Origin of the sequence: Rathayibacter agropyri (genome assembly GCF_013249015.1) — a bacterium.
GTDB classification, from domain to species: Bacteria; Actinomycetota; Actinomycetes; order Actinomycetales; family Microbacteriaceae; genus Rathayibacter; species Rathayibacter agropyri.
In genome coordinates this window covers 750,865-763,857 of record NZ_JABRPL010000001.1, presented here as the reverse complement: position 1 = coordinate 763,857, position 12,993 = coordinate 750,865, and the positions used below count along the sequence as shown (strand labels likewise).

Here is a 12,993-nt window from a genome sequence, read left to right as displayed (position 1 = left end):
GCCTGCCCCCGTCTTGGGTGCAGGCCCAAGACAGGAGAGAAGTGGCAAAACCACGCGTACACGAGATCGCATCCGAACTCGGTGTCGATAGCAAGGTCGCACTTGCGAAGTTGAAAGAGCTCGGCGAGTTCGTCAAGGGGCCGTCCTCGAGCATCGAACCCCCGGTCGCCCGCAAGCTCCGAGAGGCCCTCCAGGGCCAGGGCGCATCCACGGCCGGCACGTCGTCCACGGCGACGACCCCGTCGACCGCTGCCCGACCCGGAGCGCCGCGTCCCTCGGGCGCCCGTCCCTCCGCGCCGACCCCCGGTCCAGCGAAGCCGCCCGCTCCGGCTCCGCCGATGTCGGTCGCCGAGCGCCAGGCGCAGGCCCAGGCGGCTCAGGAGGCTGCGGCGGCTCAGCGCGCCCAGGCCGCCAAGGAGGCTCCGGCCGCGTCCGAGACGCCGGTTCCGACCGACGCCCCTGTCGCTCCCGCCGCAGCCGACAAGCCGGCCTCCGGCCCCACTCCCGGCGGCCCCAAGCCCGTGACCCCGCGTCCGGCTCCCGTCGCGAACACCCCGCGCCCCAGCGGCGCGTCGGGCGGCTCCAACCGCCCCGGCGGCACCCCGCGCCCGGGGAACAACCCGTTCGCCAGCAACCAGGGCATGGGACAGCGTCCCGCCGCCCCGCGCCCCGGCAACAACCCCTTTGCCAGCTCGCAGGGCATGGGATCACGTCCGACCCCGGGCAACATCCCTCGCCCCGCTGCTCCGCGCCCCGGCGTGCCCCGACCCGGCGGCCCCGGAATGGGCCAGCGCCCAGCCGGCTTCGGTCAGCGTCCCGGTGGTCCCGGCGGTGGTGCCGGACGTCCCGGCGGTGCCGGTCGTCCTGCCGGCGGCGGTTTCCAGCGCCCCGGCGGCGCCCCTGGTGGTGGCGGCGGCTTCGCACCGCGTCCCGGTGGTGGCGGAGGTCGTGGTCGCGGTCCCGGCGGTGGCACCGCTGGTGCCTTCGGTCGCGGTGGCGGCAAGAGCAAGGCTCGCAAGTCCAAGCGCACGAAGCGTCAGGAGTTCGAACTCAGGGAGGCTCCGTCGCTCGGCGGCGTCAGCGTCCCCCGCGGTGACGGGAAGACGATCATCCGTCTGCGCCGCGGCGCGTCGATCTCGGACTTCGCCGACAAGATCGAGGCCATGACCGGTGTTCCGGTGCCCCCCGGCAACCTGGTCACCGTCCTCTTCGCCCTCGGCGAGATGGCGACGGCGACCGAGTCGCTCGACGAGGCCACCTTCGAGGTGCTCGGCTCTGAGCTCGGCTTCAAGATTCAGGTCGTCTCGCCCGAGGACGAGGACAAGGAGCTCCTGGAGGGCTTCGGTCTCGACCTTGAGCAGGAACTCGACGACGAGACGGACGAGGACCTCGAGATCCGTCCCCCCGTCGTTACCGTGATGGGTCACGTCGACCACGGAAAGACGCGCCTGCTCGACGCGATCCGCAACGCCAACGTCGTCGCCGGCGAGGCGGGCGGCATCACGCAGCACATTGGTGCGTACCAGGTCGTCGCGGAGCACGAGGGCATCGAGCGTCCGATCACCTTTATCGACACCCCGGGTCACGAGGCGTTCACCGCCATGCGAGCCCGCGGTGCCCAGGTCACGGACATCGCGATCCTCGTGGTCGCGGCCGACGACGGCATCATGCCGCAGACCATCGAGGCGCTGAACCACGCCCAGGCTGCCAACGTGCCGATCGTGGTCGCGGTCAACAAGGTGGACAAGCCCGAGGCCAATCCGGCGAAGGTGCGCCAGCAGCTCACCGAGTTCGGACTGGTCGCCGAGGAATACGGCGGAGACGTCATGTTCGTCGACGTGTCGGCCCGTGCTGGCACCGGCATTCAGGACCTCCTGGACGCTGTGCTGCTGACCGCGGACGCCGGACTCGATCTGCGCGCCAACCCCAACAAGGAGGCACGCGGCGTCGCTATCGAGGCGAAGCTCGACAAGGGACGCGGTGCGGTCGCGACCGTCCTCATCCAGTCGGGAACGCTGCGCGTCGGTGACGCGATCGTCGCGGGAACGGCCTACGGCCGCGTCCGTGCGATGGCGGATGAGAACGGCAACGCCGTCCTCGAAGCCGTGCCGTCGCGTCCGGTCCAGGTGCAGGGACTCTCGTCCGTGCCCCGAGCCGGCGACACCTTCCTCGTCACCGAGGAGGACCGCACGGCCCGCCAGATCGCCGAGAAGCGCGAAGCCGCTCAGCGCAACGCCCTGCTGGCCAAGGCCCGCAAGCGCATCTCGCTCGAGGACTTCACCCGTGCTCTCGAAGAGGGCAAGGTCGAGTCGCTCAACCTCATCATCAAGGGCGACGTGTCCGGTGCCGTCGAGGCGCTGGAGGAGTCGCTCGTCAAGATCGAGGTCGACGACTCGGTGCAGCTGCGGATCATCCACCGCGGCGTCGGTGCGATCACGGAATCGGACGTCAACCTCGCGACGATCGACAACGCGATCATCGTGGGCTTCAACGTCCGTCCCGACCCGAAGGCCCGCGAGCGTGCTGCCCGAGAAGGAGTGGACATCCGCTTCTACTCGGTCATCTACAACGCGATCGAAGAGGTCGAGAACTCGCTCACGGGCATGCTCAAGCCCGAGTTCGAGGAGGTCCAGTCCGGTGTCGCCGAGATCCGTGAGGTGTTCCGCTCCTCGAAGGTCGGCAACATCGCGGGTGTCATCGTCCGCTCCGGCACGATCACCCGCAACTCGAAGGCGCGCGTGATCCGCGATGGCGTCGTCGTGGGGGACAACCTCGCCATCGAGTCGCTGCGTCGCTTCAAGGACGACGTTACGGAGGTCCGTACGGACTACGAGGCCGGTATCGGTCTCGGCAAGTACAACGACATCCAGATCGGCGACGAGATCGAAACGATCGAGATGAAGGAGAAGCCGCGAGGCTGATCCTGATCCACGGAAGGCCCGGGTCCGCCCGGGCCTTCCGGCGTTTTCTTTGGTCTTGTCACCTGTGGGGATCGGGAGGGAGCGAGAGCGAGGCACCCCGCCTGCGCCGGCACCGCCGCGCAGTACACAACCGAGCTCAAGCCCCAGAAGCAAGGCCCCCCAGCACGAGAACCGGCGGTACTGCCGGGGAGTGGTTAGATGGCGAGCTGAACGGTTCGTCGAGAGAGATGTGAGGACCAGCGATGGCAGATCCGGCACGGGCAAGGAAACTCGCCGAACGTATCCAGGTGATCGTCGCCAAGCGGCTCGAGCGCGGACTCCGCGATCCCCGACTCGGCTTTGTCACCATCACCGACGTTCAGGTGACCGGGGATTTGCAGCACGCCTCCGTGTTCTACACGGTCTACGGCACCGACGAGGAGCGCGCCGACTCGGCCGCCGCCCTCAAGGCCGCTACCGGCATGCTGCGCACCGAAGTCGGGAAGAACATCACCGCTCGGCTCACGCCATCGCTCGAGTTCATCCTTGACGCTCTCCCCGAGAACGCGAAGCACATCGAGGATCTGCTGGCCGCCGCGCGCAGCCAGGATTCGCAGGTGCAGTCGCTCGCAGCCCAGGCCGACTACGCGGGCGAGGCCGACCCGTACGTGAAGCCGCGCGAGGACGAGGACTAGGCGTCGAGCCCGAAGACCGCGGAGCCCGTGGCGATGTCGATTTCGCGGCATCGACACGGGCTTCTGGCCTGCGGAGCGGTCGGCGTTGTCAGGGCGAGGGGGAGGCAGCGAGCGGTCGGCGTCGCTGACGTCACCCGGCCGTTCGGCGCCGGGAAGCGCTCAGGAGCCGGGGAGCAGGTAGCCCTCGTCCGGCCCTCCCGTGGCGAGGCCGTCGTCGAGCAGGCCGGCCAGGGCGCGATTGCGCTGCTCCGCGTCGGTCCAGAGGGTTTCGATCTCTGCCGCTGTCACCGGCCCGTGCGCGGCGCGGAGCTCGGCCAGGATGAGGCCCCGCACCTGGCGGTCGGAGCCCTCGAACCGCTTCTGCCGGGCCTTCACCGGGCCGGTGTGCTCCGGGTAACCGTCGGCGCGCCACCGGCACAGGTCGCGGATCGGGCAGACGTCGCAGCGCGGGCTCCGTGCCGTGCAGACGATCGCGCCCAACTCCATCATCCCCGCGTTGAAGGCCGCGGCGTCGGCGAGCGGCTCAGGGAGGAGTGCGGCCATCGCGGCAAGGTCGGACTTCGTGCGCGGCGGTCCGGGCTCGGCTGCTCCGTCGACCGCTCGGGCGATGACCCGGCGGACATTCGTGTCGACGACCGGATGTCGACGGCCGTAAGCGAAAACCGCGATCGCGCGCGCCGTGTAGTCGCCGATGCCGGGAAGCGCGAGCAGAGCGTCGACATCGTCCGGGACCACATCGCCGTGCTCCTCGGCGAGAGCGACGGCGCAGGCGTGCAGACGCAGCGCCCGGCGCGGGTAGCCGAGCGACTGCCAGGCCCGAACGGCCTCTCCGGCGGGCACGGACGCTAGGGCGGAGGGCGTCGGCCATCGCTCCAGCCACTCGGCGAGGCGCGGGATCACACGGACGACCGGGGTTTGCTGCAGCATGAACTCGCTCACCAGGGTCCCCCAGGCGGGGAAGCCCTCCCGGCGCCAGGGCAGGTCGCGTGCGCTCGTGCGGAACCAGGCGACGATCGCGTCGGCGAGGGCGGTGGGCACCTGCTTACCCTAGGTGCTGCCGCGTATCGTGGACGAATGACCAGGTGGGCTCCCCGGAAGGCCGATGTGCTCGATGCTCTGGCGGCGGAGGTGCTGCACAACTACGGTCGCGGACGGGTGGCCGTCGGGATCGACGGCGACGATCCGGAGGTGAGCGGTCCGTTTGCCGTCGAGCTAGCGGAGGCGCTGCGGCGCGCCGGGCACGACGCGATGGTCGCGCACCTCGCCGATTTCTGGCGGCCACGGGCCGAGCGGGACGACTCCTCGATGCCCGAGGAGCAGCGCGCGTACCTCGGCTGCTACGACTACGAGCTGTTGCGACGGGTGCTGCTCGATCCGTTCAGGCTGGGCGGTAGCACGGGTTTCGTGCTCGCGGGCTTTGACTCGGTGCGCGACGAGGTGCGGCAGGCTCGCTGGCGGACGGCCGGGCGCGACGCGGTGCTCCTGGTCGACGGCCAGTTCGCTCTGCGGCCGGAGTTGCGCGGTGTCTGGAACACGAGCATCCGGCTCGACACGCAGGAGCCGCCGGTCGACGCGGCCTACCGGGCGAGCACCGACCCGCGCCGACTCGCGCCGATCCTGGTGGACATCCGCGACCCGGAGCAGCCGCGGCGGCTCTTCGCCGACTCCTGCTGACGGAGTCGTCGGGCGCCGATGCTCGTTACGGAGGTGGAGAGCAGGGAGTTCCTTCTTCTGGAGCTCGTTCCGGCTTGTCAGCCCCGGTTGCGAACGCGGCATCCTCAGATTGCGGCGGCCCGGCGGATGACCTCGGCGGGAGCGACGAAGGCGCCGGACTGCTCGACGTCGTGCACGAGCTCGACCAGTAACTGGTTCACCGGAGCCTCGCGGCCGCCGCGGTGAGCCGTACGCACGATCGCGCCGGCCAAGTGGTCGATCTCGCTCGGCACGCCGCGGCGGACACTCTGCAGCGTTGATCCGGGATTCGGTACGTCGCCCATGCGAGCGGCCATCCGCCGGGGGAGCAGCTCGACGAGGGGCAGCGGAGCGGCGGCGAGGGCGCGGACCGACCCGTGCGTGAGGCCCTGCAGGTCGCCGAAGCGCACCCCCGCGGCGAGGCCGATGCGCGCCGCCTCCCGCAGCGCCCGTGCGAGGACTCGGCGGAGCCCCGGGTCGGCGATCGTCTCTTGCACAGGGAGCCCGGTGATCGCGGGAAGAGCGTTGAGCTCGTTGATCAGGAGTTTCGTCCACTGCGCCCCGAGGAAGTCATCGGTCGTCTCGGTCGGCACCGCCTCCCCGAGGACCGCCGCTGCACGCCGGACGTCGTCGTCGGCGGGTCGGCCAGGGACGCCGAGTGTTGTTGTGGCCGGAGTGGTGACGCTGACGCGGCCGGGCTCGAGGTGGCTCGCGGCGAAGAGTGCCAGGGCACCGACCAGCCGCGCTTCGCGGATCTGCCGGGCTGCGGCCGTGAGCCCGTCGAGGCCGTTCTGCACCACGACGACCAGCGTGCCGTCGATGGTCCGCCGGTTCGCGCGCAGAGCGTCCTCCGCGTCCTGCGCCTTCGTGCACACGAGAGCGAGGTCGGGGACGAGGTCGAGGGTTTCGCCGCAGCGGACCCAGGCGGTGTGCTCGCCCCAGGCACCGTCGAGGCGGAGGCCCGACCGGCGGATCGCGGCGAGATGGGCACCGCGGGCGGTCACCTCGACGTCGTGCCCTGCGCGGGCGAGAAGAGCGGCGAATGTCCCACCCACGGCGCCCGCCCCGAGTACTGCAATCCTCATTCGCACAGCCTAGGACGGGTCATCACGGCGGGCGGCGTCAGGGGGAGAACTCGCGATCCCCCGGTGTATCCTCACACCCGTGCTCGAGACCCCCCGCCCGGCTTCAACGGCGTCGACCGCGTCGGCACCTCCGTCCGCGTCAACGGCTCCGAACGTCGTGGCGGCTCCCAACGTCGCGGCGGCTCCCAACGGAATCCTCCTGCTGGACAAGCCAGGCGGCATCACCAGCCACGATCTCGTTTCGCGGACCCGTCGCCGCGCAGGCACCCGCAAGGTCGGCCATGCCGGGACGCTCGACCCGATGGCGACCGGGCTGATGATCCTGGGCCTCGGCGCCTCGACGCGGCTGCTCACCTACTTGGTCGGGCTCGACAAGCAGTACGAGGCGACGATCCGCCTCGGTGCCTCGACCACGACCGACGACCGCGACGGCGAGCTGCTCGATTCCGCCGAGCCCGGCCTCGCCGCCGCACTCGCTCAGGAGACGGTGGCCGACGCGGTCGCGGCCCTCACCGGTGCCATCGAGCAGGTCCCGAGCGCTGTCAGCGCGATCAAGGTCGACGGCCGCCGCGCCTACGCCCGGGTTCGCAACGGAGAAGAGGTCGTGCTCCCGGCGCGCCCCGTGACGGTCTCGGGCTTCGACGTGCTCGCCCGGCGCGAGGTCGACGGCTTCCTCGACCTCGACGTGCGCGTCACCTGCTCGTCCGGCACCTACATCCGCGCGCTCGCCCGCGATCTGGGCGCCGCGCTCGGTGTCGGCGGGCACCTCACAGCGCTGCGCCGCACGGCGGTCGGGCCTTTCGCCGTCGGGCAGGCCGGTGACATCGATGAGCTCGATGTCACCGCCTCCCTGCTGCCGCCGACCGCCGTCGCGAGCGAGTTGTTCCCGCTCCTGCACCTCGACGCGGGGGAGGCGACCGATCTCGCGAACGGCAAGCGCATCCCGGTGCCGCAAGAGGCCGCCGATGTGAAGGGCCTGCTCGCCGCAGTCGGCCCTGGGGAACGCCTGATCGGCCTCGCCGAGCGCCGCGGCACGCAACTCAAGAGCGTCGTCAACTTTCCGACAAACGAGGTCCGGACGGTCGCTTCGTGATCGAGTGGTTCACGATCCTCCAGGTGGGGATCGCCGTCGTGGCCGGACTGCTGTGCCTCCTGCTCGGACTGCTCGGCCGGCGTCCGTCCGATGTCTCGGTGGGGGCAACGGCGATCGTCGAGCTTCTGCTGATCGTGCAACTCGCGGTCGCGATCGTCTCGCCGCTAGTGGGCAATCGGCCCTCGGGCAGCCTGCTGGAGTACTACATCTACCTGATCTCGGCCCTGCTTCTGCCGCTGGCCGCGGGTTTCTGGGCGCTGATCGAGCGCAGTCGCTGGAGCACGGTCATCCTGGGCGTCGCCTGCCTGTCGATCGCGGTCATGGTCTACCGGATGCACCAGATCTGGTTCGTCCAGAGCGCCTGAGCCGGCCCCGCTGCCGAGCCGCGCTCAGCGAGCGCCTACCATGGAGGTGCGATGTCGAAACCAGCCAGCGATGCGTCCGGACGGGCCGCTCACGACCCCCGTGTCCCCGCGGCAGCCGGAAGCGCCGACCCGAGCCGAGCACCGCGCTCCGCTCGCTCCCGGGGGCTCGGCAGCCTGCTCGTCGTCGTTTACGGGATCCTCGCGCTCGCCGCAACGGGTCGCTCGGTCTTCCAGATCCTTGACCGCTTCGATGAGGCGCCGCTGGCTTTCTCGCTCTCGGCCCTGTCGGCGATCGTCTACCTCCTGGCGACTGCGGCCCTGATCCTGCCTGGCCGGGTCTGGCAGCGGGTGGCCTGGGTGACCATCACCTTCGAGTTGGTCGGCGTGCTCGTGGTGGGTGCGCTCAGCCTCCTGGCGCCGCACCTGCTCGGACTGGCCAGCGCAGATCCGTTCGGCCGTCAGTCGACCGTGTGGGCGGCGTTCGGTGCGGGCTACCTGCTCATTCCGCTCGTACTGCCCGTGCTCGGGCTGTGGTGGCTGCGGGCGCAGGGGCAGCGCGCCGAGCAAGCGGCCGTCTGATGCGCGTCGAGACCCGGGCCAGTGATCTCGCGGGGATCGGCCCCTCCGCCGTGAGCATCGGCAAGTTTGATGGCGTGCACTCAGGCCATAGCGCGGTGATCGGGACTCTGCACGAGCGCGCCCGTGAACGCGGCCTCGCTGCGGTGGTCGTGACCTTCGATCGCAATCCTCTCAGCGTCATCGCCCCCGAGAAGTGCCCACCTACGCTCGTCGGCAACGAGCAGAAGCTTGAGTTGCTCGCCGGCACTGGAGTCGATGCGACGCTGCTCCTCACCTTCGACGAGGAGTTCCGCGCACTCTCGCCCGAGGAGTTCGTGCAGCACGTTCTCGTCGATGCGCTCGAGGCGCGGGTGGTGCTCGTCGGCTCGGACTTCCGCTTCGGTGCGCGCGGTGCGGGGGACATCGAGCTGCTCCGCTCGTTGGGCGCACGGCAGGGCTTCGAGGTCGAGTTGATTGACGATGTGCGCCCGGAGGACGGCCGTCGCGTCTCGTCCACCTGGATCCGCGAGCTGCTCGCCGACGGCGACATCGAGCACGCAACCCGGCTGCTCGGGCATGAGCCGGTCGTCCGCGGCGTCGTGGTGCACGGGGCGAAGCGCGGGCGCGAGCTGGGCTTCCCAACCGCCAATCTCTCTCCGCAGTCCCAGGGCCTCATCCCGGCGGACGGCGTCTACGCCGGCCGACTCACGACGGACGGGGTGACGTATCCCGCGGCGATCTCGGTGGGAAGCAACCCGACCTTCGTGGGGGTGCCGCCGAAGCAGGTCGAGGCCTACGTGCTCGACCAGACGCTCGAGACCTTCGATCTCTACGACCACGTGGTCGATGTGGCCTTCGTGAGGCGCATCCGCGGGCAGGTCGCGTACGAGGGCGTCGAACCGCTGATCCGGCAGATGAACGACGACGTGCTGCGCGTGCGCGAGGTGCTGGGGCTCGCCTGACCCCACTCGCCCGGAGGCTCCGCCTAGCAGCGGGCGGAGGCACGCACCAGCGGGAGAGGTTGCGGGGCCACCCGCGTACCGTGGTCCTATGAGCGCATCCCTTTCGGACTCCGCGACGCCGCGCCCCCTCGCGCTCGTGACCGGCGCGACCGGCTACATCGGCGGTCGGCTGACGCCGCGCCTGCTCGACGCCGGATTCCGCGTGCGGGTGTTGGTGCGCGATCCGCGCAAGCTCGTCGACGTGCCGTGGGCGGAGCAGGTCGAGGTCGCGCAGGGTGATCTCGCCGATCCGGAGTCGCTGGTTGCGGCGTTCGAGGGCGTCAACGTCCTCTACTACCTCGTGCACTCGATGGGTTCGGGGAGCGATCACGCCCACTTCGAGGAGATCGAGAGCCGGGCCGCCCACAACGTGGCCACCGCAGCGAAGGCTGCCGGGATCGGTCGCATCGTCTACCTTGGTGGGCTCCACCCCGAGGGCCAGGAACTCTCGAAGCACCTGCGCTCGCGGGCCGAGGTCGGTCGGATCCTGCTGGAGTCGGGCGTGCCGACGATCGCGCTGCAGGCTGGCGTCATCATCGGCTCCGGCTCGACCTCCTTCGAGATGGTCCGGCACCTCACCGATGTGCTGCCCTACATGCCCGCGCCGCAGTGGGTGCGCAACGTCATCCAGCCGATCGCGGTGCGCGACGTATTGCACTACCTGATCAGCTCCGCCGTGCTCGAGGACCGTACGCTGAACCGCACCTTCGACATTGGCGGGCCCGACGTGCTGCGCTACGGCCAGATGATGAACGGCTACGCCGTGGAGGCTGGCCTTCGGCAACGTCCGATCGCGTCACTGCCGGTGTTCACGCCGTGGCTTGCCTCGCAGTGGGTCAACCTGGTCACGCCAATCCCGCGCTCGCTGGCAGTGCCGATCATCGCCTCGCTGCAGTACGACTGCGTGGTGCACGAGCAGGACATCCGCTCGCTGATCCCCGACCCCGAGGGCGGCCTCACCTCGTACCGCCGCGCGGTCCGCCTCGCGCTGGGCAAGATGCAGGCCGGCGAGATCGAGACGAGCTGGCAGAACGCCGAGGTCGTCGGAGCGCCGAGCGACCCCCTGCCGAGCGACCCGGACTGGGCCGGTCACACGGTGTACGTGGACCTCAAGGTGCGCCGCACACACGCCGACCCGGCCAAGCTCTGGCGTGTGATCGAGGGGATCGGGGGGACCAATGGCTGGTACTCCTTCCCGCTCGCGTGGGTGATCCGCGGGTGGATGGACCGCCTCGTCGGGGGAGTTGGCCTGCAACGCGGGCGCCGCGACTCCGTCCGGCTACACGCCGGCGACGCACTGGATTTCTGGCGAGTCGAGGCCATCGAGCGACCGACGTTGCTGCGCCTGCGCGCCGAGATGAAGGTCCCGGGAGGCGCGTGGCTCGAGATGCGCGCGGAACCCTCCGACGACGGCGGCTCGCTGTACACGCAGCGCGCGGTGTTCTTCCCGCAGGGCCTCGCCGGGCGGCTGTACTGGTTCGCGATTCTGCCCTTTCACGGCGTGATCTTCAACGGCATGGCGAACCGCATCACGGCGACCGCGGCCGATCTGCCGGACTCCGGTGACGAGCGTTCCCCTGGCGGGCGTCGGGTGCAGCGGTGACAATGAAAGGGTCCGGTGGCGTCGATGCCGCGGTGGACGCTGATGAGAGGAGCACGATGAGCGAACGGTCCGAGACGGACGCGGGATGCGATCTCCGACTGGGAAAGGTCCTCGTCGTCGGGGACAGCATTATCCAGGCGGGAGCCTGGGACGAGTGGCTGACGGAGGCGACGGTCATCAACGAGGGCATCGGTGGAGCCACCACGGCAGACGTCGTCGCACGGCTTGCCGACCTCATCGCGCAGGAGCCGGACACGGTCGTCCTGCTGGTCGGCACGAATGATCTGGCGTGGCACCGCACCACCGAGCACGTCGTCCGCAACATCGAGACGATCGTCGCGACCTTCCGTCGCGACCTCCCGGACGTGCGCCTCTTGGTCACGTCAGTGCTGCCGCGTGGACACGAGTTTGCCGCGCAGATCCGCGACATTAATCGCCACCTCTGGCAGTTTGCTCCGACGGCGCACGCGGGCTACCTCGATCTCTGGCCGGTGCTCGCCGGTGAGGATGGCGGCCTGCTCGAGCAGTTCTCGCCCGACGGCCTGCACCTGAACGAGGAGGGGTACCGCGCCTGGCGCGAGGCTCTGTGCCCTGCGCTGGAGGCGGTGCTGCGGATGCCTCCGCGGACACGGCCCCTCACCCTGCCGTACGACGAATTCGCGCGGCCCAAGACGGCATAGGGCGCACGCGAGGGGGAGTCGACCGGATGGTCGGCTCCCCCTCGTTCTTCGCCCTACGATGAGGACTTCGCGGCCTTCTCGGCGAGGGTTTCGCCTCCGATGGCCCAGCTGTCGCGCTCGATCTCGGTCACCGTCGCCCAGACGCTCGCCGGCTTTGCTCCAGTTGCGGAGATATACGCGTCGGTGACAGCGCGCAGGAGGGCCGCCTTCGTCTGCGGGTCGGTGCCCGGGGTCTGGGAGATGGAGATGAGGGGCATGGTCGTGTCCTTCCGGTCGGTGAGGAGGTTCACGAGCCACCGTAGGAAGACTCGCAGGCGCCGTCCAAGACGCGTTCGTCGTGCCGGCAAAGGCGATTACCTGGGTGCGGCTCCGAGCCTCGCGACCACCGCGCCCGCGCTAGTGCCGCTCATCGCCACGAGGGCCAGGTGCTCGAGGGGCGGATCCTCGTCGAACGGCACCCAGCACAGCGGAGCCTCTGACCCTCGCGTGCTCGCCGGGCGCAGCGCCACAAGGGAGTCGTCGGTCATGAGCCGGTGCTGGAACAGAGCATGACGGGCGGGCCCGCGCTCGCGTGCGGGGGACCAGCCGTTCCGAGCGAGGTGAGCGAGGATATCGGCGGCGTAGCGCGGCGCGTCTTCGTCATCGAACCAGAGCAGCGTAAAGTCCCGCACCCGCTCCCAGGTGATGGCGGACTCGCGGGCGAGGGGATGGATCGGTCCGACGACGACTCCCAGCTCATTGCTGGCGAGAGGAGCGTGGACGAGGAGGGGGCCGCCGACCGGAGAGCGCACGACGGCGAGGTCGAGCGTCCCGCGTTCGAGCGCACGGAGCATCGCGCTGGAGGAGTCGGAGCTGCACCGCATTCGAGCATCGGGCTGCACCCTGTGGAGGGCCGACTCCACCTCCGCGACAATAGTGCGGCACAGGCCAGGAGCGATCCCCACTTCCCACGGACTGTGCACTCCGTTCAATCGTGCCGTTGCTTCTTCGAGCCCTTCGAGAAGGAGCGATACGGTCCGGAGGAAGTCCCGCGCTCCAGGAGTCACGGCCAGGCCGGTTCTCGTCCTCTCGAAAAGGGGCGCGCCCAGGCGTGCCTCCAGCTTCCTGATCTGCTGGCTCACGCTCGGCTGTGCGACGCGCAACTTTTCGGCGGCGCCGGTGATCGATCCGGCCGCTTCCACGGCCAGCGCGTACTGCAAATGTCGCACTGAGATGTCGTCGAGTCGTGCCGTCATATGTGTATCTCCTTGTCCGCAGGCTGCGCCGACCCAGGCGAAACCCTTTCTCACCAGTGCGATTCGCTCTTCGACTCGTGAGCCGC

At 69.9% G+C, this 12,993-nt stretch carries 13 protein-coding genes; 9 read left to right on the top strand and 4 right to left on the bottom strand.

What is annotated here, in order from left to right:
• The first annotated feature begins 41 nt into the window (after nt 1–41).
• Together infB and rbfA are read left to right on the top strand one after the other, a co-directional pair.
• Nucleotides 42–2,921 carry a translation initiation factor IF-2 gene (infB, locus tag HRF29_RS03550; protein ID WP_173244682.1) on the top strand — a complete coding sequence of 960 codons (2,880 nt, stop codon included), beginning with the start codon at nt 42–44 and terminating at the stop codon, nt 2,919–2,921.
• A 242-nt stretch (nt 2,922–3,163) separates the two neighbouring features.
• On the top strand, nt 3,164–3,595 hold the full coding sequence (gene rbfA / locus HRF29_RS03545; RefSeq protein ID WP_173244679.1) for a 30S ribosome-binding factor RbfA: 432 nt from the start codon (nt 3,164–3,166) through the stop codon (nt 3,593–3,595).
• Between the two features lie 159 nt (nt 3,596–3,754).
• Here the strand turns inward: rbfA and HRF29_RS03540 are convergent, their stop codons facing one another.
• A complete protein-coding gene (locus HRF29_RS03540; RefSeq protein ID WP_173244676.1) occupies nt 3,755–4,633 on the bottom strand; it encodes an A/G-specific adenine glycosylase in 879 nt (292 codons plus the stop codon).
• A 36-nt stretch (nt 4,634–4,669) separates the two neighbouring features.
• Between HRF29_RS03540 and HRF29_RS03535 the strand changes: the two genes are divergently transcribed.
• Nucleotides 4,670–5,269: a nucleoside/nucleotide kinase family protein gene (locus HRF29_RS03535; protein WP_173244673.1), complete on the top strand. Its 600-nt coding sequence runs from the start codon at nt 4,670–4,672 to the stop codon at nt 5,267–5,269.
• Nucleotides 5,270–5,373: 104 nt separating this feature from the next.
• Here the strand turns inward: HRF29_RS03535 and HRF29_RS03530 are convergent, their stop codons facing one another.
• Nucleotides 5,374–6,372, bottom strand: coding sequence for a ketopantoate reductase family protein (locus HRF29_RS03530; protein WP_173244670.1), 999 nt, complete (start codon nt 6,370–6,372; stop codon nt 5,374–5,376).
• Nucleotides 6,373–6,529: 157 nt separating this feature from the next.
• Between HRF29_RS03530 and truB the strand changes: the two genes are divergently transcribed.
• The 6 genes from truB (at nt 6,530) to HRF29_RS03500 (ending at nt 11,672) form a co-directional block, all read left to right on the top strand.
• Nucleotides 6,530–7,465 carry a tRNA pseudouridine(55) synthase TruB gene (gene truB, locus HRF29_RS03525; RefSeq protein ID WP_173245921.1) on the top strand — a complete coding sequence of 312 codons (936 nt, stop codon included), beginning with the start codon at nt 6,530–6,532 and terminating at the stop codon, nt 7,463–7,465.
• Nucleotides 7,462–7,830 (top strand): hypothetical protein, encoded by a 369-nt coding sequence (locus tag HRF29_RS03520; RefSeq protein WP_173244667.1) that lies wholly within the window; start codon nt 7,462–7,464, stop codon nt 7,828–7,830. The genes truB and HRF29_RS03520 overlap by 4 nt, the downstream gene beginning before the upstream one ends.
• Nucleotides 7,831–7,881: 51 nt before the next feature.
• On the top strand, nt 7,882–8,409 hold the full coding sequence (locus HRF29_RS03515) for a hypothetical protein (RefSeq protein WP_173244664.1): 528 nt from the start codon (nt 7,882–7,884) through the stop codon (nt 8,407–8,409).
• Nucleotides 8,409–9,350, top strand: coding sequence for a bifunctional riboflavin kinase/FAD synthetase (locus tag HRF29_RS03510; RefSeq protein WP_173244661.1), 942 nt, complete (start codon nt 8,409–8,411; stop codon nt 9,348–9,350). Before HRF29_RS03515 ends, HRF29_RS03510 begins: the two co-directional genes overlap by 1 nt.
• Nucleotides 9,351–9,438: 88 nt before the next feature.
• Entirely contained in the window at nt 9,439–10,992 is a 1,554-nt protein-coding gene (locus HRF29_RS03505) for an SDR family oxidoreductase (protein ID WP_173244658.1), read from the top strand.
• Nucleotides 10,993–11,048: 56 nt separating this feature from the next.
• Nucleotides 11,049–11,672, top strand: a complete 624-nt coding sequence (locus tag HRF29_RS03500) for a GDSL-type esterase/lipase family protein (protein ID WP_173244655.1) — start codon at nt 11,049–11,051, stop codon at nt 11,670–11,672.
• A 53-nt stretch (nt 11,673–11,725) separates the two neighbouring features.
• Here the strand turns inward: HRF29_RS03500 and HRF29_RS03495 are convergent, their stop codons facing one another.
• A complete protein-coding gene (locus HRF29_RS03495) occupies nt 11,726–11,929 on the bottom strand; it encodes a tautomerase family protein (RefSeq protein ID WP_173244652.1) in 204 nt (67 codons plus the stop codon).
• Nucleotides 11,930–12,025: 96 nt separating this feature from the next.
• The gene (locus tag HRF29_RS03490; protein WP_173244649.1) at nt 12,026–12,907 is read right to left on the bottom strand and encodes a LysR family transcriptional regulator; all 882 of its coding nucleotides are present in this window, start codon (nt 12,905–12,907) and stop codon (nt 12,026–12,028) included.
• Nucleotides 12,908–12,993 lie beyond the last annotated feature (86 nt).